This is a genomic window from Psychrobacter urativorans, from assembly GCF_904846675.1.
GTDB lineage: Bacteria > Pseudomonadota > Gammaproteobacteria > Pseudomonadales > Moraxellaceae > Psychrobacter > Psychrobacter urativorans_B.
Genome location: NZ_CAJHBT010000003.1, coordinates 51,240 through 72,340, shown reverse-complemented (window position 1 = coordinate 72,340; position 21,101 = coordinate 51,240). Strand labels below are relative to the sequence as shown.

Annotated in this window: 18 protein-coding genes; 4 read left to right on the top strand and 14 right to left on the bottom strand. The window is 42.4% G+C overall.

Features of this window, described 5'->3' with window-relative positions; translation table 11 throughout:
* Positions 1 to 91: 91 nt before the first annotated feature.
* On the bottom strand, positions 92 to 1,138 hold the full coding sequence (lipA, locus tag JMY06_RS02655; protein WP_201527589.1) for a lipoyl synthase: 1,047 nt from the start codon (positions 1,136 to 1,138) through the stop codon (positions 92 to 94).
* An 845-nt stretch (positions 1,139 to 1,983) separates the two neighbouring features.
* Here lipA and acnB point away from each other — a divergent pair.
* Both acnB and JMY06_RS02645 read left to right on the top strand, forming a co-directional pair.
* Complete coding sequence (gene acnB / locus JMY06_RS02650) at positions 1,984 to 4,587, top strand: bifunctional aconitate hydratase 2/2-methylisocitrate dehydratase (RefSeq protein ID WP_201615995.1); 2,604 nt, start codon at positions 1,984 to 1,986, stop codon at positions 4,585 to 4,587.
* 236 nt (positions 4,588 to 4,823) lie between these two features.
* Complete coding sequence (locus JMY06_RS02645; protein ID WP_201615993.1) at positions 4,824 to 5,210, top strand: DUF805 domain-containing protein; 387 nt, start codon at positions 4,824 to 4,826, stop codon at positions 5,208 to 5,210.
* Positions 5,211 to 5,327: 117 nt separating this feature from the next.
* Here the strand turns inward: JMY06_RS02645 and JMY06_RS02640 are convergent, their stop codons facing one another.
* Positions 5,328 to 6,143 carry an enoyl-CoA hydratase/isomerase family protein gene (locus JMY06_RS02640; RefSeq protein WP_413786880.1) on the bottom strand — a complete coding sequence of 272 codons (816 nt, stop codon included), beginning with the start codon at positions 6,141 to 6,143 and terminating at the stop codon, positions 5,328 to 5,330.
* Positions 6,144 to 6,458: 315 nt separating this feature from the next.
* Between JMY06_RS02640 and JMY06_RS02635 the strand changes: the two genes are divergently transcribed.
* A complete protein-coding gene (locus JMY06_RS02635) occupies positions 6,459 to 6,893 on the top strand; it encodes an alpha/beta fold hydrolase (protein ID WP_201615991.1) in 435 nt (144 codons plus the stop codon).
* Here the strand turns inward: JMY06_RS02635 and JMY06_RS02630 are convergent.
* Complete coding sequence (locus JMY06_RS02630) at positions 6,844 to 7,071, bottom strand: hypothetical protein (RefSeq protein WP_201615989.1); 228 nt, start codon at positions 7,069 to 7,071, stop codon at positions 6,844 to 6,846. The genes JMY06_RS02635 and JMY06_RS02630 overlap by 50 nt on opposite strands.
* A gap of 224 nt (positions 7,072 to 7,295) precedes the next feature.
* Here JMY06_RS02630 and JMY06_RS02625 point away from each other — a divergent pair, with 224 nt between their 5' ends.
* A complete protein-coding gene (locus JMY06_RS02625) occupies positions 7,296 to 8,549 on the top strand; it encodes a TerD family protein (protein ID WP_201615987.1) in 1,254 nt (417 codons plus the stop codon).
* Positions 8,550 to 8,707: 158 nt separating this feature from the next.
* Here the strand turns inward: JMY06_RS02625 and JMY06_RS02620 are convergent, their stop codons facing one another.
* The 11 genes from JMY06_RS02620 to queC form a co-directional block, all read right to left on the bottom strand.
* Positions 8,708 to 9,316 carry a TerD family protein gene (locus JMY06_RS02620; protein WP_201615985.1) on the bottom strand — a complete coding sequence of 203 codons (609 nt, stop codon included), beginning with the start codon at positions 9,314 to 9,316 and terminating at the stop codon, positions 8,708 to 8,710.
* Positions 9,317 to 9,407: 91 nt separating this feature from the next.
* Complete coding sequence (locus JMY06_RS02615) at positions 9,408 to 10,160, bottom strand: TIGR00266 family protein (RefSeq protein ID WP_201615983.1); 753 nt, start codon at positions 10,158 to 10,160, stop codon at positions 9,408 to 9,410.
* A 259-nt stretch (positions 10,161 to 10,419) separates the two neighbouring features.
* Positions 10,420 to 10,995 (bottom strand): TerD family protein, encoded by a 576-nt coding sequence (locus JMY06_RS02610; protein ID WP_201615981.1) that lies wholly within the window; start codon positions 10,993 to 10,995, stop codon positions 10,420 to 10,422.
* Positions 10,996 to 11,339: 344 nt separating this feature from the next.
* The gene (locus JMY06_RS02605) at positions 11,340 to 12,416 is read right to left on the bottom strand and encodes a DUF475 domain-containing protein (protein WP_201615979.1); all 1,077 of its coding nucleotides are present in this window, start codon (positions 12,414 to 12,416) and stop codon (positions 11,340 to 11,342) included.
* 239 nt (positions 12,417 to 12,655) lie between these two features.
* On the bottom strand, positions 12,656 to 13,231 hold the full coding sequence (locus JMY06_RS02600) for a TerD family protein (RefSeq protein WP_201615977.1): 576 nt from the start codon (positions 13,229 to 13,231) through the stop codon (positions 12,656 to 12,658).
* A 176-nt stretch (positions 13,232 to 13,407) separates the two neighbouring features.
* Entirely contained in the window at positions 13,408 to 15,708 is a 2,301-nt protein-coding gene (gene rlmKL / locus JMY06_RS02595) for a bifunctional 23S rRNA (guanine(2069)-N(7))-methyltransferase RlmK/23S rRNA (guanine(2445)-N(2))-methyltransferase RlmL (RefSeq protein WP_201615975.1), read from the bottom strand.
* A 134-nt stretch (positions 15,709 to 15,842) separates the two neighbouring features.
* On the bottom strand, positions 15,843 to 17,048 hold the full coding sequence (locus JMY06_RS02590; RefSeq protein WP_227672121.1) for a mechanosensitive ion channel family protein: 1,206 nt from the start codon (positions 17,046 to 17,048) through the stop codon (positions 15,843 to 15,845).
* A 126-nt stretch (positions 17,049 to 17,174) separates the two neighbouring features.
* Positions 17,175 to 18,662: a dihydrolipoyl dehydrogenase gene (locus JMY06_RS02585; protein WP_201615966.1), complete on the bottom strand. Its 1,488-nt coding sequence runs from the start codon at positions 18,660 to 18,662 to the stop codon at positions 17,175 to 17,177.
* A 241-nt stretch (positions 18,663 to 18,903) separates the two neighbouring features.
* Entirely contained in the window at positions 18,904 to 19,404 is a 501-nt protein-coding gene (locus tag JMY06_RS02580) for a peroxiredoxin (RefSeq protein ID WP_413786879.1), read from the bottom strand.
* Between the two features lie 231 nt (positions 19,405 to 19,635).
* On the bottom strand, positions 19,636 to 19,965 hold the full coding sequence (locus JMY06_RS02575) for a hypothetical protein (RefSeq protein WP_201615962.1): 330 nt from the start codon (positions 19,963 to 19,965) through the stop codon (positions 19,636 to 19,638).
* A gap of 302 nt (positions 19,966 to 20,267) precedes the next feature.
* Complete coding sequence (gene queC, locus JMY06_RS02570; RefSeq protein ID WP_265087861.1) at positions 20,268 to 21,011, bottom strand: 7-cyano-7-deazaguanine synthase QueC; 744 nt, start codon at positions 21,009 to 21,011, stop codon at positions 20,268 to 20,270.
* Positions 21,012 to 21,101 lie beyond the last annotated feature (90 nt).

The window sequence follows — 21,101 nt, the reverse complement described above, 5'->3', positions numbered from 1 at the left end:
CAGACAAAAAAAGAGGTCATAGTTGACCTCTTTTTTTAGCGACTGGTTATTCTAATAGCCTTATTATCAACCACCCTCGTTATAAGCTATCTTAACATCCAAGTTTACCTTCCGCTTCTAAGGCTTTTTTGCTGCGTATTGGTGCTGGGCAATCTTCACCATAGTATTGACGATCGGCAAAGTAGCTTGAGCGAACCATCGGGCCGGCCCAAATATTAAAGAAGCCAATTTTTTTGCCGTAGTCCATATAACGCTGGAACTCATCTGGATGCACGTAACGATCTACCGGCGCATGGTTTTTACTGGGCTGTAGATACTGACCGACCGTAATCATATCGACATCATGCGCTTTTAAATCATCAAGTAGCGCATAGATCTCTTCTTCAGTCTCACCGAGGCCAACCATAAAGCCGCATTTAGTAGCGATATCAGGGCGACGTTCTTTATAAATCTTGAGCAAATCTAACGAATGCTGATAATCGGAACCTGGACGGAAGGCTTTATAAAGACGCGGTACGGTTTCGATATTATGGTTAAAGACGTCCGGCGCAGTCTCTGTTAATAAGTCCAACGCGATATCCATACGACCACGGAAATCAGGAACCAAAATTTCGACTAAGCAGTTTGGGCTAAGCGCTCTTGATTCGTTAAGTACTTCAACGAAGTGAGCAGCACCGCCGTCTTTTAAATCATCACGATCGACTGAGGTAATCACCGCATATTTTAGCTTGAGACCTAAAATAGTCTCAGCAGTATGGCGTGGCTCATCGGCATCGAGATTATTCGGACGCCCATGGCCAACATCGCAGAACGGACAGCGACGGGTACAGATATCACCCATAATCATAAAGGTGGCGGTACCATCAGCAAAGCATTCTGCTAGGTTCGGGCAGGCAGCTTCTTCACAAACGGTGTAGAGCTTTTGCTCACGTAAGGTGGCTTTAATACGCGCCACTTCAGCAGGTGATGATAGCTTAACCCTAATCCAGTCTGGTTTTTTCTTGGCCTCGACCGTGGGAATAATTTTAATTGGGATACGCGCAACTTTGTCATAGCCGCGAAGCTTTTCGCCTTGAATGGCTTTTTTGGGTTTGACTCTGGCAGCAGGAACGTGTGTTTGTACAGCTAATGAGCTCATAGATTTATCCTAAACCCTTATCTTTTCAAGGGCTTTACTTATTATTCAATGACAGTGAGATGTGAAATTTAATGCGTCGATTATAGCAAGGTTTATATGGTTTTTCATCCGCCAATAGTGACTATCTAATGAGCTATAGTAACTATATGGGGAACAGAATTTAATGAGCAGAACTGTAATCAATCTAAACAACAGAACTATTATCAAGCACACATAATTAACACGCAAGAAATTGCTATTTATACAAAATTTGCTAAAGAATGCTATTTGAACGAGATTGTTTTTAGAGATAACACTACTTAATTAACACGGGTTAATTAATGTCAGAGCTACTGACGACAGGAAATACCGTTAAATTGACAAACGACATAGACAACACTTAAAACTCTAAACACATGGAATGTAATTGAGTATATAGATTATGACAAAAGCTATTATCACAAAAACTATCTTGATAACCACTATAATTGCACAGTCCATGATGCGGTAGTGATGGTGATGCCCTTAAAGCCTATTGATTTGGTACTTGCCTTCTAATCTAACAGAAATCAGGCGAAAAAACACGGCAAAGTTAATTTAATGCCTTAATAACTATTAATAACTCGTTCTCATCAAATATCTAAACATAATACGGCGTTTATCCATACAGATATAACGGACAAAATACCACCCATTTTTATAATAAATGTTGGCTATGCGGTCGCCTTTACGGTTTGCTTCTTAACATTTTGACCGTTTTAAGCTATATTGGCACGCATAAATATCCAAATTGGTGCATCGATGCAGGCAGTCATACTGACTACCCACTTGATGTGCTAACCACCTAACCGACGAGGATGACTATTGTGTTAGAAGTTTATCGTAAACATGTCGCAGAACGTGCCGAGCAAGGAACTGTACCCCTTCCACTTAATGAGAAGCAAGTAGCAGAGTTAGTTGAGCTATTCAAAAATCCACCAGCGGGCGAAGATGCTTATCTTTTGGACTTGCTAGAAAATCGTATTCCTGCCGGTGTTGACCAAGCCGCCTACGTAAAAGCGGCATTCTTGGCGGCTATCGTCAAAGGTGAAGCGACATCTTCATTGGTTAGTAAGAAAAAAGCCGTTGAAATCTTAGGTACGATGCAAGGCGGCTATAACGTTCAGCCTTTGGTTGCCGCCCTTGATGATAAAGAATTGGCGCAAAACGCTGCGGATGCCCTGAAAAAGACTTTACTGGTCTTTGATGCGTTCCATGACGTGACTGAAAAAGCAGAAGCCGGTAACGACATTGCTAAAGAAGTTATTCAATCTTGGGCTGATGCTGAATGGTTCCTAAACCGTGCCGAAGTACCAAAAAAATCAACTTACACTACTTTTAAAGTTAGTGGCGAAACCAACACCGATGACTTGTCACCAGCGCAAGATGCGTGGAGCCGTCCTGATATTCCACTTCATTCATTAGCCATGCACAAAAACTCTCGCGACGGTATTACCGCTGATGAAGAGGGTGTTATTGGTCCAATGAAACAGATTGAAGAATTAAAAGAAAAAGGCCATCAACTTGCTTATGTTGGTGATGTGGTTGGTACTGGCTCTAGTCGTAAATCAGCGACTAACTCAGTGTTATGGTTGATGGGTGATGACATTCCTAACGTCCCTAACAAGCGTGGGGGTGGTTTGGTTCTTGGTAACAATATTGCTCCTATCTTCTTTAACACTATGGAAGACTCAGGTGCACTCCCTATCGATGGCATCAACGTTGATGGCTTAGAGATGGGCGATGTGTTCGATATCTATCCGTATGATGGCAAAATCACTAAGCATGACTCTGATGAAGTATTGTCAACGTTCAAGCTAAACTCGCCAACGTTGCTTGATGAAGTACGCGCTGGTGGCCGTATTCCACTAATCGTTGGCCGCGGCTTGACCAATCGTGCCCGTGAATACATGGGACTTGAGCATTCAGATATTTTTGCCAAACCAGAAGAGCCCGTTGATACGGGTAAAGGCTTTACGCTAGCGCAAAAAATGGTTGGTAAAGCTTGTGGTTTAGAAGGCGTTCGTCCTGGTATGTACTGCGAACCAAAAATGACCACCGTCGGTAGCCAAGATACGACTGGTCCGATGACTCGGGATGAGCTAAAAGACCTAGCTTGCTTAGGTTTCCAAGCAGATTTAGTATTGCAGTCTTTCTGCCATACTGCCGCTTATCCAAAGCCAGTTGACGTAGAGACTCAGCATACGCTACCTGACTTTATCATGAACCGCGGCGGTGTCAGCTTACGTCCAGGTGATGGTATTATTCACTCATGGTTGAACCGTATGCTCCTTCCAGATACCGTTGGTACTGGTGGTGACTCGCACACTCGTTTCCCAATGGGTATCTCATTCCCAGCCGGTTCTGGCCTAGTAGCATTCGCAGCTGCGACTGGTGTTATGCCACTTGATATGCCGGAGTCTGTTCGTGTCCGTTTCGTCGGCGAGCGTCAAGCTGGTATTACCTTACGTGATTTGGTGCATGCGATTCCGTATCAAGCGATTAAAGATGGCTTATTGACGGTTGATAAAAAAGGTAAAATCAACGAATTCAACGGCCGTATTCTTGAGATTGAAGGTCTAGAAGACTTGACCCTTGAGCAAGCATTTGAATTATCTGATGCTTCAGCTGAACGCAGTGCTGCTGGTTGTACGATTACCTTATCTGAAGATTCAATCACTGAGTATCTGAACTCGAACGTTACTTTGCTGAAATGGATGATCTCAGAAGGTTATGGCGATGCGCGTACTATCAGCCGTCGTATCGAGGGCATGCAAGAGTGGTTGGCTAATCCAAGCTTAATGCGTGCTGATGACGATGCTGAATATACCATTGATATGGTCATCGATATGAATACGATTAAAGAGCCTATTCTATGCTGCCCGAACGATCCAGATGATGCCAAAACATTGTCAGATGTCGCTGGCGACACTATTGATGAAGTGTTCATTGGATCCTGTATGACCAATATTGGTCATTTCCGTGCTGCAGGTAAACTGCTCCAAGACGTTCCAGCGGGTAGCCTAAAAACTCGTCTATGGATTGCGCCCCCGACTAAAATGGATGCGCGTCAGTTGATGGAAGAAGGTTACTACAACATCTATGCACAAGCCGGCGCTCGTACTGAAATGCCAGGTTGTTCATTATGTATGGGTAACCAAGCACGTATCGCACCGAATTCTACAGCCGTTTCGACTTCCACGCGTAACTTCCCGAACCGTCTCGGTCAGGGTGCAGATGTGTATCTAGCATCAGCTGAATTGGCTGCTGTTGCTGCGGTATTGGGTAAACTCCCAACCAATGATGAGTATCAGCAGTACGCTGGCATGCTGAACAGTATGGGCGATGAAGTGTATCAATACATGAACTTCGACCGTATGGAAGAGTACACTGAAGAAGCGGATAAAATTAACGTTGCTCAGTTAACTTAGTTTTTGATGTAAAAGATATTTAATCTTAGAAATAAGAAAACCCCGTGTCTTTGTGATACGGGGTTTTTATGTGATTAATATTAAAAATATAATTATAAACTTTGGCAAAATCCTATTGAACAACGATATCTAACAATGTATAAGACTTACTAAGAAATACGTTTATATGTTTTATATACAAACTAAAGTTCTTTATTTTTTTGTATTTAGCTTTAGAGGCTACTGATGGAAGGCTTATGGAAAATAAAAATATGATTGAAAATAATTATAATATGGTTGATTGGTTCAAAAAAGGATTAAGAAATTATGTAAATTTCTCTGGTCGAGCACGTCGTAAAGAGTACTGGTATTTTGTACTTGTTCAATTTATTCTAATGTTTATTGCGATGGTCTTAGATGCGGTGATCTTCAATTCAGAAACTGGGTTGTTTTATGTGTTGGTAGCGCTTGGCTTATTTCTACCTAGTATTGCAGTTGGAGTACGTAGGTTACATGATACCAGTCGTTCAGGATGGTGGCTGTTAATGTCGCTTATCCCCTTAATAGGTACAATAATATTGCTAGTCTTTTTTGCTAGTGACACTAAACCTGAGACCAATCGATGGGGACCTCCGGCAAAGTAAGCCTTAATTTATAATGATACAACAGACACTCAAAGCGTCTGTTGTACATATTTGTTTAACAGTAACAATCCAAAAATATACTAAGTAATAAAAAGTAAGGTAATTTTAGGTTTATTATTACTTACCCTGATAAACTGGTTTACGCTTGTCCATAAACGCCGTAATTCCTTCTTTAAAGTCTTCCGTTTCTGCCATCATGGTTTGCTGATCGACTTCCATATCAAGCGCTTCATTTAGTCCCATATAAGCATGAATATTAATCATATGTTTCATTGATGCCAATGCCTTTGCAGGTAGCTGACTGAGACGAGTCGCTAATGCCAAAACACTTGCATCCAACTCATCGCTGCTAACCACTTCATTCACTAAATTTAAGCGCGCCATATCATCGCTGGTCAGCTTATCACCAAGCATTACTAATTCAGTGGTTTTTGCGGCACCAATCAGTTGATTGAGTAAATAAATACCACCAGCATCTGGGATTAGACCGATATTGACAAAGGCCTGCACAAATTTGGCATTGTCGGCGGCAATACGAAAATCACAAGTCAGCGCCAAGTTCATGCCAGCCCCTGCCACTGCGCCTTCTAATTTGGCAATAATAGGTTTGTGAATATTACGTAGTTTTAGGCTGATTTCAGCGACTTCACTGACCATGAAGTTAATCTTAGTGGATAAAGCTTCGCTTTCCATGCCATTCTCTAGCATCTCACCGATGTGACCACCACTTGAGAAATGATTACCAGCCCCTTGTAGAACAATCACTCGTACTTGCTCATCAGTATCCGCCTGATTCAGGGCATTCATCATGGCACCTTTGAGTGATGTGCTAAAAGCATTCAAAGTCTTTGGATCATTCATAGTAATAGTGGCGATATGGTTTTCGAACTTATATTCAACTAAATCTTGTGCTACTGAATTTTGCGACATCATATTTATCCTTATTTACTTTATTGACTTTGAGTTTATTCATTATTAGGTTTATTCACTACTAAGGACTATAGCAGTTTGTATGGCTTAAAAAAACGAGTTCTATGAGCGCTAAGGATATACTCAGTTTATGACTTAAGCTTTACTGTTAGGTTCCGTATTATTTGTGCAGAGGTTATTCAAACGATAGTCAAAAATAACGCTATTAAATGAATGACTTGTGATTTATGCTAAAAGGCTAGTACGCACAATATGGATTTGCTCGTTGATAAGTTTATAGCGGTTTGTATAAACTCAACCTTAGACAAGGAAGTGGTTATGCCTCATATTCAGATTAATAATGCCAAGATTTATTATGAAGACAGCGCGCCTGATGATACGCAAAAGCCAGTGATGGTGTTTGCGCACGGATTGCTATGGAGCACGCGGATGTATGACATGCAAGTTGCGCATTTCCAAGATAACTATCGCTGTATCGTCTTTGACTTTCGTGGGCAAGGACAGTCGCAGATTACTAAAGACGGCTATGATATGGATACTTTAACTGAGGATACCATCGCGCTATTAAACGGCCTTAATATTGATAAATGTCACTTTGTAGGGTTATCGATGGGTGGTTTTATGGCGCAGCGTATCGCGATTAAGCATCCTGAACTGCTGCTATCGTTAATATTGTTAGAAACTTCAGCTGATCCTGAAGATCCTAAAACGGCTCGCGCTGCGCCTCGTAGTCGATACCACTACGACCGGTGAGTAATATTTTGATGTTATTTTTCTTAGTTTGCTCTAACACAAATTGCCAGCGAGGTATAATGCTGTTAGTTGAAAATTGCGTATCACTAGCTTCTATAATGTCTGTTGGCTCACGATAGATTATGTCGGCAAATTCAAAAATATCAGGTTGGCATTGGCGGTGAGAGGCAATAACCATAAAGGGTAAGTCGTATGACGATAGCAAAACAGTGCTGTGCGATAGTGGCTAGCGATTATTTGTAGGATTCAATAGTTAGTTTTGGAAATGGGCGCTCATTAATAAGCCAGCATATTCATGCTACTATAAGGCAAGCGCAATATAGCGATACTCAAATATTGACAACTAAACAATAATAACTAAATAGTGATAAAAACCAATCACAATTATTTTGAGGATATAGGATGAGCCAAACCTTGATTGCCGGTGCGAATGCGCCATTGCCTAATGATAATATTAGCGTACGTATTCTCAGTCAAAATTCTATCGACTGTGCGGCGTATCGCTTGACCACCGAAGGTAAAGTGCGGGGTGATGGCGATATGATCTTTTATGGTCAGATGCGTAGTGATGATGATAGTGTTAGCTTTCGTGGTCATGATAGCGATGGTTTTTTTGATATTAATTTGCCCGCACAACCAGCGAATATCGACAAGATTGCTTTAGCATTTTCTAGTGGACAGAGATTGGCACAAATTGGCGATGTTGATATTCAGGTCTTACAGGGCAGTCAAATAGTGCTGACCTGTCAGCTAAATGCGACAGGTCGTAGTGAAAAGGCCATTATCCTAGCAGAATGTTATCGTCGGCAAGGCAGTTGGAAGTTTCGTTTTATCTCCCAAGGATTTGACGGTGGTCTTAAGCCTTTATCCGAGCATTTCGGGGTCGACATTACTGATGAAGCACCAGCTCAAGCGCAGCCTATTAATGCCCAAAAACCAATTGACACGCAGAGAGTAAGCACTCCGCCACCGATTCCTGTTAATAATGTATTTGTAAACAGTAGCGCCCCTACAAAACCATCTATCAATTTAAGCAAAATTACTTTAACCAAGAACCAATCTAGCATCAATCTAAAAAAACGGGATAATTTCGGTAAAATACCCGTAAATCTAAACTGGAACCAAGGTCCAAGCACTAATAAGCAAGCGCCCAAAAAAGGCTTGTTAGGTGATTTGTTTAAACAACATAGTGCTGGCGGGATTGACCTTGATGTTGGCGCCATGATCCATCTTAAGAATGGTGAAAAAACTCTGATTCAAGCCTTGGGTAATCGCTTTGGTAGTTTACAGTCGCCACCTTATGTTTGTCTGCGTGGCGATGATAGAACCGGTCAAATCTCTGGCGGTGAATGGCTTGATATTAATGGCCAGCAGTGGTCGCATATTGAGGAGGTGTTTATCTTTGCCTTCATCTATGAAGGTGCACCTAATTGGGCGCAAACGGATGGGGTAGTGACCATTCATGCGCCCGATCAGCCACCGATTGAGACGCGTTTGACTGAGGGTGCGGGTAATTTACCAATGTGTGCGATTGCGCGTTTGGTCAATCAGCACGGCAGTATTAATATTGAGCGTATTAATCAATACTTTAGAGGGCATCAAGAGATGGATAAAGCCTTTAATTGGGGGTTTAGCTGGAAAAAAGGCAGAAAGTAGGTTTCTTAGCGGTATATTAGAATTTAAATTAAAATCAGCTCGTCTGCCTATTATCAATAAAGTAATAGATAGACGGGCTGATAGCTTTAGAATATTCGCAGACTTGTCGTGTTAGTTAGTTTTAATAACGACTATCAATTATTAAATACTGAATTCAATTACGCATGCGGCGTGACAGCTGGCATCAAGTCATGGAAGGTACGACCAGAGGCCGTTTCGCCAATTGCGTGCATTTTCCATTCATCATTATGGCGATAAACTTTTGCCATAATCATCGCCGTATGACTGCCTTGCGTCGATAAGTTATAACGGGCAACCTCGGCGTTGTTATTGGCATTGACGATACGGCAAAAAGCATTTTCGACAGTTTCAAAAGACTGGCCGGTAAAGCTATTAACGGTAAAAATCAGTGATACCACATTGGCTGGCACTTTTGACAGGTCAACATTGATGACTTCATCGTCACCATCGCCGTCACCGGTACGATTATCACCAGTATGCACGATGCTGCCGTCTTTTGATTTCAATTGGCTGAACCAAATGGCATCGATTGGCTGCTTACTGCTATCAAACATGATGCACGACGCATCTAGGTCAATAGAATCGCCGCCACTGCCGCCACCAAATAGCTTGCCTAAGAAGCCACCTTTTTTATCTTGCGGACCTTGAGCAACGTCCCAGCCTAAGCCTAATTTAACTTGGGTAAGCGTACCACCTGCTTCTTTGCTTAAGGATATTTTTTGTCCCTTTTGTAGACTGACTGCCATACGATAATCCTTGTAATAGTCATTAATAAAGTTTACAAAACAGAAGTCAATGGTTATAGAATCTGCTATAAATGTACTCTCAGAATGTGTTCTATAAAATATTACTCATAAAGCCACTGCTACCGCCACGGCCGCCAGAGCTAGTGCCGAAGACGCTTTGCAACCAGCCTTGATAGCTCTCACGGTTACGTGAACAGATAATGACTTTACCCGTGCCAGAGAAATTTAAAACCATACCCTCGCCACTAGTAACGGAGTTGATAATATTGCCCATGAAGCCTTTTTTCTTACTGGTGGCGACGGACAGTTTATAATCTAAATTTGAGTCCCAACAGACCACATGACCATTATCAATAATAACGTCGTTACCTGGGGCCACCTCAATCTCAAATAGTGAGCCAAAGCCTGATACCATCACCTGACCGTTACCTTGGGTTTGCATAACCATAAAGCCGCCGGTATCACCAAAGATGGCACCGCCTAAATTACGCTGAATTCTAGCTTTGATATCGACCCCAGTTTGCGCCGCAACAAAAGCACCGTCACTTAAGGTATATTGCTGCGCGCCTACATCGATTATTTGCATGTCGCCATCAAGGGTCGGGGCAAGTAGACAATCGCCTTCGCCATTGACTGCTTCAATCTGTTGTTGAAAGAGGGATTCATCATTGGCAAAGCGCCGCATCAATGACTGCACAAGGCCACCTTGCAATTTACCTTTAAGCTCAAGGTTAGATTCCATCATTACCATCGCATTGGCTTCGCAATATATGGAATCGCCTTTTTTAAGGTTGCAATGTAAAAACGGTTCTATCGTGCCGATTAAGCTAAATGTGGCGGCCATGGGATACAAATCCTTATTTTCGTTCTTTAGAAATTTTAGTAGAGGGTTATTGGTAATTAACTCTCTAGTTACTTATTTAATCATTTATTCAGTTACTCATTTTGCCTAATTATTTCTATTTTTATAATATAACTTTTCGGTTGTCAATTAATTTTAAAGCTATCAAATGCACTTATAAAGCACACTTAACAGCTTATATGGTGCAAACAGTCTCTGGTTGACGCCTTTTGTTTTTTCAATACGTTAGTCAGATTTAAACTCAAACGTTAACGCCGTAAGAAGAGGCTAATGGCCCCAAACCACCGCTAAAGCCTTGACCAACCGCACGGAATTTCCAGTCATTGTTATGACGATATAACTCACCAAAAATCATCGCAGTTTCAGTACTGCCATCTTCTGATAGATCATAACGGGCAATTTCAACTGCGCCGGTGTCATTAACGACACGGATGTAAGCATCACCAACTTGACCGAAGTTTTGATTACGACTTTGGCCTTCATAAACAATAACGCAGATAGCAATTTTGCTGACGTCAGCTGGTATGTTAGCTAGGTTAACTTTGATTTTTTCATCATCGCCGTCACCTTCGCCAGTACGGTTATCGCCAGTATGCTCGACCGCGCCATTATCTGATTTTAAGTTATTAAAAAAGATAAAATCTAGATCGTTACGGACTGTGCCAGCTTCATTGAGCAAAAAACCAATAGCATCTAAGTCAAAATCTTGACCGTCAGTGGCACGTGGATCCCAGCCGAGACCAACCGTAATATTGGTTAAACCTGGCGCTTCTTTTGATAAGTTTACGTTACCGCCTTTCGTTAAGCTAATAGCCATATAATTGTCCTTTATTATGATAATTGTGTGGATTAATTTTTGATTAAAATTTGCCTAAAAATAAGTCAGCACAGTATTGCAAGGCATTGATGCTGCTACCTGTGAGCTATACGCTGCATATTGTTATGTTTTACTATACTAAGCGTTTACTGACTAAGCAAGGCGAGTTTTGTGCGCTTACCAAGCAGCATAACAACCCTGCATAACGGATACTTTTCCAACACCCTTAACAAGGATAGATAAGGTGTTTTTATTAAAACTATCGTAAAAAAAACAGGTTATACCAATATATTTGATATAACCCGCAACGAACACGCTACTATTTTAAAAAGCTTTGCTAGATCTTAAGTGACTTGCTTGGCTTCTAGCTTACGGTGTTTCAGTGAAGCTAGCAACGCCCAACCAATAAAGGCGATACCGACAAGACCCGTAACCAGCTCTGGAACATTGAATTTCATTGACAACAACATGATAAGGGCGAGCGCACCGATGGCATAGTGAGCGCCGTGTTCAAGATAAATGAATTCATCAAGCGTACCTTTGTCCACTAAAAAGATGGTCATAGAACGTACGAACATCGCACCAATCGCCAGACCTAACATGATGACAATCACGTCATTGGTAATTGCAAAGGCACCAATCACTCCATCAAAGCTGAATGAGGCATCGAGGACTTCAAGATATAAGAAGCCGATAATACCCCCTTTCATAATGGCACTACCTGTCGATGCTCCAGAATTACTATTATTATTTTCCTCGCCTTCTAGCTCTTCCTCAAGATCGCCTTCAAGCATACCTGATACGACTTGTACGCCCAAGTAGACTAAGATACCCCAGATACCCGCCACTAACACCGCAGAGTCTTGCGCGTCGTTGACCCATGATAGGGACGTCATCAAAACAACCAAAGCGACAAACACGCTCATGGCATTGACTTTTCCAAGCTTGGCTAGGCGGCTCTCAAGCCAGTCGAACCAGTGCACTTCTTTATCATCGAATACGAAGTTTAAGAATACTAATAATAAGAACATACCACCAAAGGCTGAAATCTCAGCATGGTGTGCCAGTAGTTTGACCGAATATTCTTTAGGATCGTATAAGGCTAAGTTAACCACTTCCATCACGCCTAAGTCGGCGGTAATCGCGACAATGACGATAGGGAATATCAGACGCATACCAAATACGGCAATCAAAATACCAACGGTTAAGAAAATCTTTTTCCAAAATTCGTCCCAATGCTTGAGCACCGAGGCGTTGACCACCGCGTTATCAAATGATAACGAAATCTCCATGACGGCCAGAATAGCGGTAATCGACAGCGTGGATATCATTCCGCCCATACCACCATGTGAATACCCCCACCATGCTGCTATCATTAAAGCGATAACCGTGAAGATAAAGTCTAAATAAAAATGTCTCATGACATATCCTGTCTGATTGCGTAAAGCTAAGGTCGGCCTAGTCTAATCTAGACACACACCATAAAAAAGTGGCTATTGCTAGCCAATTTTTATGCATAAATTTAAATGAAACATAAAGCATTGTTGGACGTTTTACTATCAATAATTGCAATTATTTTGCAACAATATCTTTAGAACGCTTTTTGCCGCTATTTATGCTCGACGCTACCACAATCAATGAGGATAACGACGATTCAATATTAGATGTCGATGCCGTATTGCTGGCACATGGCCTGCAAGCCGCCAGAATAACCTTGACCCACTGCGCGGAACTTCCACTCAGCGTTATGGCGATAGACTTCACCGAATACCATCGCAGTTTCAACAGAGTAGTCTTCTGCTAAGTCAAAACGTACCACTTCAGCACCAGTGTCTTCGTTCACAACGCGGATAAAGGCGTTAGCGACTTGACCGAAGTTTTGACTGCGAGCAATGGCATCATGAATAGTGACAGTGACGACGATTTTATCGACATCGGCTGGGATTTGGGTTAGGTTTACTTTAACCGCTTCGTCGTCGCCGTCGCCTTCGCCAGTACGGTTATCGCCAGTGTGTTCAACCGCGCCATTGTCTGATTTGAGTTGGTTATAAAAGATGAAGTCGTGGTCACCGCGTACTTTACCGGCAGTGCTCAGCAAAAATATACTGGCATCAAGGTCAAACTCGGCACCAGAGGTTGCGCGCTCATCCCAGCCCAGACCGATAACGAGTTTGGATAGGTTAGGGTCAGTTTTAGTCAGCGATAAGTTACCACCTTTATTGAGTGATAAAGCCATAGGGTTGTCCTTTTTATTAGAATAAAATAAACCGTGATATTAAAAACGATTACTCAGTAACGCCCTATCATAACAACAAAAAATGACCCAATCAAAGTCGATTGGGTCACTGATTAGGCTACTACAGTTTTTAATACAAATCTAAACTGCTCGTTTAGTCATTGTTGATGTTGATCCTAATACTGAGCGCCTTGACTATGACGGATCTCAAAACTTTGATGAATGGGTTTTTTAACATCAAAGTCGAAGCCAATTGTTTTCGGGGTAATGTCGATGATGTCATAGCGTTCGGTCAGCTGTTCATCTAACTCAAAGCGGGTAAAGTTATTAGAAAAATATAACACCCCATCAGCCGTTAAGCGGTTCATAGCTCGATTGATTAAGGCGGCATGGTCACGCTGAACATCAAAGGTACCTTGGAACTTTTTAGAGTTAGAGAAAGTCGGTGGATCAATAAAGATAATATCGTACTGCTCAGTATTGTCTTTAATCCACTCAAAGATATCGGCAGCCACAAATTCATATTTACTGCGACTGACGTCTAAACCATTGAGCACAAAGTTTTGCTTGCCCCAGTCTAGGTAGTTTTGTGATAAATCCACACTGGTCACGTTTTTCGCACCAGCTAAGGCCGCATGCACACTCGCCGTACAAGTATAAGCAAATAAGTTTAGTACTGCTTTGCCGCGACTGTTGGCTTTAATGCGGGCGCGCATATTACGGTGGTCAATAAATAGACCGGTATCAAGATAGTCGGTAAAATTAACATAAAAATACGCGCCATCTTCACGGGCGACGTAGAACTTACCACGCTTCTCAGTATTGCCTTGCTTGCTATATTGCTCATTACCAGATTGGCGTGCGCGAGTTTTAATAAAGATTTGTTCACGGTTAATACCGAAGACTTCACGGATACCCATTAAGGCTAAGTTAAAGCGTTTTTTGGCAGTTTCAGGTGGGATAGTTTTAGGCGGCGCATATTCTTGCACATGCACATAGTCGCCATATAAATCGATAGCCACTTTAAAGTCAGGCAAATCAGCATTATAAACCCGTAAATTACTGACGTTTTCTTTGGCGGCTTGTTTTTTGAGGCGCGCCAGATTCTTTTGCAAACGATTGATAAAGTCTTGTCCTTCCTCAGACTCAATCTCGCGCTTTTCAAAGCGGCTCATTAAATGTCCCACTTGCCCAGCAATCAGATGACCGTGGCGGAAATAAACGGTAATCGCGCCATTATGGCAACGTAAAGTTTTTGGGTCTTTAATCGGCAAGGTATCAACTTGTTCGACATTGGCGGCGAGGATACCGAGCATCGGATCAATACCACTACCAGCAAAGCTATCTTGCAGAATAAGCCCAATTGCCTGATACAGTGGTTTGATCATCTCTTCATCACCCAAACGCTCACCATAAGGCGGGTTAGTGATAATCAGTGGATTACTTAATCTGCCATCCTTGACCATTGGACGCAAAATGTTACTAAGCTGGTCAAGGGCGCGGGCCTCTAAGTCTATGAGCGGTAATAAGTCTTGCAAGCCGGCGGCAATTAAGTTTTTTTCTGTTGCGAGAATAGCACCACTATCGGCATCGAACCCTAAAATCAGTGGTAGCGTATCTGGCTGCTCGCAGGCGATATCCAAGGCTTCACGAAAACGCGTTTGTGCATCATCAATCATTGTGAGCCATAGCGTTTCATCATGATGTTGCCATTGATAAAAACCGAATTGATTGGCCGCTTTATCGATACCCACCGCATAATCACAATGCATTAATAAGGCTTCGATAATAAAAGTACCTGAACCACACATCGGGTCTACTAGGGCATTGTAGTAAGGCGCATCACCCATCTCATTCTGCTTATGCCAACCGGCAGTATAGAGCAGTGCAGCCGCTAAGTTTTCTTTTAATGGCGCTTCTGTCATCGCCACGCGATAACCTCGGCGATGCAAACTGGTACCAGATAAATCTAAATATAACTCAGCCTGCTTATCATTGACTGTCGCAAAAATCGCAAAATCTGGATTTTTACTATCCACGTTCGGGCGGCTGTCATAGACTTCATTAAAAGTATCAGCAACCGCATCTTTAATACGTAGCATGGCAAACTGCTGACTGACGGCAACGCGCTTATCGACGGACAGACGAATTGCAAAAGTCTGCTCTAACTTAAATTGCTCCGTCCAGTTAACCGACTTTGCTAAGCCATAAAGCTGTTCTGCCACATCGTATTCAGCATTGATATTTTTGCGCTTTATTAGTATCAATACTCGCGAGGCGACCCGTGACCACAAACAGATGGTATATAAGTCACGCAGCGTGCCAGTGACGGTCAGACGACCCGTACTTTTAATCTCACTTGTTATACCGAAGCTGGTCAGCTCAGTTTGTAGCGGTGCCTCAAGCCCATCGGCACAGGTAATGATAAGGTCGAGCGACAATGCTGGTGAAGATGCGGGCGCGTTTTGTTCGGTCATACGGGTACCTGTGGGCTATTATGTGGACTGAGTAAAATAAATGGACAATTTGTATAAACGATATGAATAGGAAAATTTAACCGACTATTTTACCATAATTCAATATAGGATGGTTTAATGCACGGCTCATGCTGTTATTTATCTTCTTTAGTCAGCATATCGTTTTTGATGGACGCATCGTCTGGATTGACCAGCTGAGTGGTGGTTGCAAAGGGTTTAGTCTTAATAGGATAGTCAACGTCTTTGGGCATTAGTAGACGCATGTGCGGGTAGGGGGTAGAGATATTAGCGGCATCGAAGGCGCGTTTGATATTTTCTTGCAAGCCTTCTTTAATTTTGGGCATGCGAGCGACTGAGGCGGGCTTTACCCAAAAGCGCACGATAAAGAAGATACCGTATTCACCAATCTCTGCTACTGTCGCTGAAGTTTCAGGACGGCTTAGCACTACCTCAGTATCGATCAGCACCTGCAAAATCTCCTCACGTGCAATATCAATATCATCTTCAAAAGCGATACGTACCCGAACATCAAAACGGATAAAGTTTTTGGAGGTTAGATTGGTGACTTCAGAAGAGGCGACGTTGGAGTTAGGAATAATCACAGTGATGTTATCACGGGTTAAAATATGAGTGGTGCGTAGCGAGATAAGCACCACCCGGCCCTCATTGTCATTGATATTGATCCAGTCGCCAACCTGAAACGACTGTTCGATTAAAATAGTAATACCAGCGATGAAGTTGGCGAGCGTTGACTGCGCCGCAAAGCCTACTGCTAAGCCGGCAATCCCTAAACCTGCCACTAAAGAGACAATATCAAAGCCAAACTGTGCCATGACGCTGGCGAGTCCCAGTACTAAAATAAGTACTGATAACATATTTTTTAGCAGCTGCTCGATAGAGGCATTAAGACCATAATGTTGGAGCACTTTATGGATAATTTGTCCGGAAGATGCCCACAGTACATAGTAGATACCCGCCCAAATACTGGCCTTGGCAGTCGCTTTAATCGTGTTTGGCTCAAAATTAATTTGACTCATAATAGCAATAAGACTGGCTACAATCCAAATATAGCGCAGCACCGAGCGTGCAATTCTGGCACGGCGGTCACTAAGATGAATACGCGCTTTATAATGCTTAATGAGATAAAATGCCAGCCAATAAAAAAACCCCAATACCGCAAGCAGTATTAGGATTTTGATGCCAGTACTAACCCAATCTACCGCATGAGCAGACCAGTCGAGAGATTCTTCTTCGGCTGAGCCACCAATAGCAAGGTATAAACTGGTATATAAATCACTAACAATTTCTTGAAAAAAATCAGTAATACCAGCGATTGCCATTGTTGTATCCATGTGGTTGATAGTCTAAATCGCTAGAGCACGCTAAAATAAAATTAATGATTACAGGAAGCACTGTCGGCGAGGAGTGAGTGTACACTTATTTTAAAAGTGTAGCTGAGCTTGCGCCTAAAAGCCATCTTCCTGTGTTAGCTGAGCTTGATACGGGATAGCCATCTTATCTTGGACATCACGTAGCGCGGTACGTAGTCCTTCAACGATAGTAGGGTGATAAATGGGTGTATCTAGCAGAGCTTTAATAGTCAATTCGTTGGTAATCGCGACCGCCATTATATGGGCGATATATTCTGCGTCAGGTCCAACCATACTTGCACCTAGGATTTTATCGGTTTCTTTGCAGCTATAGATATGTAGCAGGCCGCAGTTGACTCCCATCACTCGGCTACGGCCTTGAGTATCAAAGCTGACCTCACCGATGACATAGTGTAGTCCTGAATCTTCAACTTCAGGTAGCGTCATACCGATATTCGCAATTTGGGGCTCACAAAAGATAATGGATAATGGGATAGATGGCGGACGCATATCAGCATCGGTATTATTAGGGCAAACCGAACTACCTGCACTGAACCCTTCATCACTGGCAACATGTAGAAGTGGAATATGAGCATTGGCATCGCCCACAATATAAACCTCTAAGTCACCAATCTGTCCAGTATTGATATCTAAGTCTTTCGGGCGATTTTTATCATCGAGCTCAACGTCTAAATTTTCAATGCCCAACTGTTCGATATTATTGCGTCGCCCTGTCGCGACCAATACATATTCACCTTGCCATTCTTGTGCCTGACCGTCACTGTCTTTATATTTAACAAAGGCAGTTGGTTTCTTGTCGTCCGAGCAGGTACCGACATCATCGACCTTACTATTCAGCTCCATGGTCAGGCCATGACCTAAGCACTCGATTGCCTTCTTATTGATATCGTCATCTTGTAGCCCACCGACGCGGTTTTCACGGTTAAATAAAGTGACCGCCACACCCAAGCGCGACATGGATTGTGCAATCTCCAAGCCGACCGAACCGGCACCGATTACTGCCATTGATGTTGGTAAATCTGATAATCCAAATACGTTATCGGTAGTCAGTAAAGTCTTGCCAAGCTTATCTGTCCAGTTATCTGGGATAAAGGGCGAGCTACCCGTAGCAACAATGATTTTATCAGCCTTAATGAGCTCATCATTGACTTCGATGAGGCCGTCTTTGTTAATATGGGCGCGCCCCGATATTTTTTTATCATTAGGCCAGCTATCAACTTGCTTTTTGACGTTATGAGTAAAAAAGTTACGTTCAGCTTGTATCCGTGCCATGACCTGTTTACCGTCTATCCGTACATCGGCATGGATACCAAACTGGTCAGAATGTTGAGCGTCATGGGCGCGGCTAGCGGCGGCAACCAATAGTTTGCTTGGCATACAACCGACCGTGGCACAAGTGGTGGTCCAAAAGCCATCGTTAATAATAACGACATTTTTGGTGGTTTTACTGGCTGTGCGAAAGGCATTTTGCCCTGCTGTACCTGCACCAATGACGGCAACCGTCACGTGACGAGTTACGTTATTAGTAGCATTCTCAGTAGTGCTATCAGACGATTTATTCATGTTATTCTCAAATATTTAGTGAGTTATTGTTATTAATGTTCGATTATTTAGCGATTGATTATGATGAATACTAGCAAGCAGCTGTTGTTAATAGTAGACCTCGATAGTAGAGCGTTGCTAAACCTAATACAGCACAAAATAAGTAGCAAGCTGTAGCAAAAATGTATAGCCGTCGCCTTATTTATAACTGGCTATATTCATAACTGACAGTCTAATACGTAAGCCATAGAGTCGTTTGTTATTATGGCGCTAGGGTGCTCAATAAGCGATCGGTATAACCTGCTGCGCGTAGATTGCGCTGGGCATGAGTCAGATTGCCGTGTTTATCAAATACAAATGCTGAGCGCACTAGGCCTAGAGATATCTTACCGTACATGTTTTTTTCTTTAATAACATCGAAGTAGTGGCATAACTTTTCATCGTCATCACTAATGAGTGGAATCTGTAGATCATGTTTAGCAATAAACTTCTCGTGGGATTCAACGCTATCACGTGATACTCCGATGATATCGTAACCTAGAGCATCAAAGGCATTAATGTTAGCGGTAAAATCGGTTGCTTGGGTGGTGCAGCCCGGAGTATTGTCTTTCGGATAAAAGTAAAGGATAAGACCTTTGTCGGTATGCTGAATCAGCTCTTTTAGGCTGAGGTCATCATGAATAAAGTGGCCGTCTAACTCACGTACTATCGTTACTGGAAAGTCAGGTAAAGCAATTACTTCGGTTGTTGGCTTGGCCATCATAAACTCCTTTTTAGTTTTAGTGTTTTTAGAGTGATTTTAACTATTAACTAATGGGTAAGTTATATTTTTTGATAAATGACATGCAGGCTTCAGTTTTACATTTTGTCCGCTTGTTGACAACTGCTGGCAACTTATTAGCTACCACTAATAACAAAAAAAGACTGACAATTGCCAGTCTTTTTTATTTTCTTATGCCTAACTATCGTTAAATTAAGAAGGCTAATGATTTGCTTAAGCAGGTTTTTGTGGCTGTTTTAAATTCAGTCCTACTGTACATTGCTGCAAATCTTTCTGCATTTTTTTCACATAAGGTAGTGCGGATGGATCTTTTTTATTTTGCGCGTAGCTTTCAATTTCCCACATTTGACCAATGGTCATTTGGCTACGTACTTTGATGGTACAGTTACAGAGTTTGGTAGCAGTAGCTTTGTCAGCGACTTTGTATTTTACCGCACCACTGACACAGCTATTAATATTATTTTGTTTGATGTCTAGTGCATTGGCTTGCGGCATGGCCATAAAACCAATCAGTGCTAAGGGTAGAATTTTCAACAGCTTCATAAATATCCTCTCAAGGGCGGTGTCAATAAATATATTGAGACAAACATAAAAACCAAAGGGTGAAAAATGGTTTAATAAAAGTGTAACCATGGATTATAAATATAATCGCACCTACCATAGCAAGTATTTTTGGCAAAAAGTACTATGCACATGCTGTATTGATGCAATTAAATGTTACGCTTATGTATAGTCAAGCTATATAAGTTTGACTATTGTCTGCATCGTTTGGATGTAATAACTCGAATATGAGGGCTTAAATATCAGAAAGCAGTCATCAGAAGTTAAATAATAAATGTCATTTACTATGGTTGGTGATAGTACTTTTGATAATGAGTCGGGTCGGCGATACCCGCTTGAGCAAAACCCTGACGGCGTAGGGCACAGCTATCACATACTCCGCAGGCAAGACCCTGACTATCTGCTCGATAGCAAGAAATAGTCTGGCCATAATCGACCCCAAGCGATAATCCTAGCTCAATAGTTTGTGCCTTAGAGAGTTGTTGTAGGGGTGTTTGAATACTTAAATGATGACCGGTGACGCCGGATTTGGTTGCAAGGTTTGCCATGTGCTCAAAGGCGGCGATGTATTCAGGGCGGCAGTCAGGATAGCCGGAGTAGTCGACTGAGCTGACGCCAATGACGATATGATTGGCATCGGTTACCTCAGCGACTGCCAAGGCATAAGATAAGAATATAGTATTACGTGCCGGCACATAGGTGTTAGGGATAGCGTCGTTATCAATCTCATCACGTTTCTTATTAGGGAATTTATCAGCATCACCATCGGGTACGGTCATATTATGGTCAGTCAATGATGAGCCGCCCAGTTGGGCAATATCAATATCAATAATGCGGTGATTGACGCCAGCTGCTTCTGCGATCGCTTTGGCAGCTACCAGCTCGCTATTATGGCGCTGGCCATAATTGAAGCTGAGCGCAGTAACGGCAGCATAACGCGCCTTTGCCCAATACAGACACGTAACGGAGTCGAGTCCACCGGATAGCAGTACGACGACATTTTGGGTTTTATCAGCGGGGCTATCCATAGAGGTGATAGGAGAGCTAGCAATAGTGGTGAGTGTATCGTTAGTCATAGTAAGGTCTGTCATTATTATTAATAGATGTGAAATAGCTAT

What these genes read in the sequence shown, in the direction of transcription:
- lipA (WP_201527589.1), bottom strand. Translation starts at nt 1,138, where the DNA reads ATGAGCTCATTAGCTGTACAAACACACGTTCCTGCTGCCAGAGTCAAA.
- JMY06_RS02645 (WP_201615993.1), top strand. Translation starts at nt 4,824, where the DNA reads ATGGAAAATAAAAATATGATTGAAAATAATTATAATATGGTTGATTGG.
- JMY06_RS02640 (WP_413786880.1), bottom strand. Translation starts at nt 6,143, where the DNA reads ATGATGTCGCAAAATTCAGTAGCACAAGATTTAGTTGAATATAAGTTC.
- JMY06_RS02635 (WP_201615991.1), top strand. Translation starts at nt 6,459, where the DNA reads ATGCCTCATATTCAGATTAATAATGCCAAGATTTATTATGAAGACAGC.
- JMY06_RS02630 (WP_201615989.1), bottom strand. Translation starts at nt 7,071, where the DNA reads ATGGTTATTGCCTCTCACCGCCAATGCCAACCTGATATTTTTGAATTT.
- JMY06_RS02625 (WP_201615987.1), top strand. Translation starts at nt 7,296, where the DNA reads ATGAGCCAAACCTTGATTGCCGGTGCGAATGCGCCATTGCCTAATGAT.
- JMY06_RS02620 (WP_201615985.1), bottom strand. Translation starts at nt 9,316, where the DNA reads ATGGCAGTCAGTCTACAAAAGGGACAAAAAATATCCTTAAGCAAAGAA.
- JMY06_RS02615 (WP_201615983.1), bottom strand. Translation starts at nt 10,160, where the DNA reads ATGGCCGCCACATTTAGCTTAATCGGCACGATAGAACCGTTTTTACAT.
- JMY06_RS02610 (WP_201615981.1), bottom strand. Translation starts at nt 10,995, where the DNA reads ATGGCTATTAGCTTAACGAAAGGCGGTAACGTAAACTTATCAAAAGAA.
- JMY06_RS02605 (WP_201615979.1), bottom strand. Translation starts at nt 12,416, where the DNA reads ATGAGACATTTTTATTTAGACTTTATCTTCACGGTTATCGCTTTAATG.
- JMY06_RS02600 (WP_201615977.1), bottom strand. Translation starts at nt 13,231, where the DNA reads ATGGCTTTATCACTCAATAAAGGTGGTAACTTATCGCTGACTAAAACT.
- rlmKL (WP_201615975.1), bottom strand. Translation starts at nt 15,708, where the DNA reads ATGACCGAACAAAACGCGCCCGCATCTTCACCAGCATTGTCGCTCGAC.
- JMY06_RS02590 (WP_227672121.1), bottom strand. Translation starts at nt 17,048, where the DNA reads ATGGCAATCGCTGGTATTACTGATTTTTTTCAAGAAATTGTTAGTGAT.
- JMY06_RS02585 (WP_201615966.1), bottom strand. Translation starts at nt 18,662, where the DNA reads ATGAATAAATCGTCTGATAGCACTACTGAGAATGCTACTAATAACGTA.
- JMY06_RS02580 (WP_413786879.1), bottom strand. Translation starts at nt 19,404, where the DNA reads ATGATGGCCAAGCCAACAACCGAAGTAATTGCTTTACCTGACTTTCCA.
- JMY06_RS02575 (WP_201615962.1), bottom strand. Translation starts at nt 19,965, where the DNA reads ATGAAGCTGTTGAAAATTCTACCCTTAGCACTGATTGGTTTTATGGCC.
- queC (WP_265087861.1), bottom strand. Translation starts at nt 21,011, where the DNA reads ATGGATAGCCCCGCTGATAAAACCCAAAATGTCGTCGTACTGCTATCC.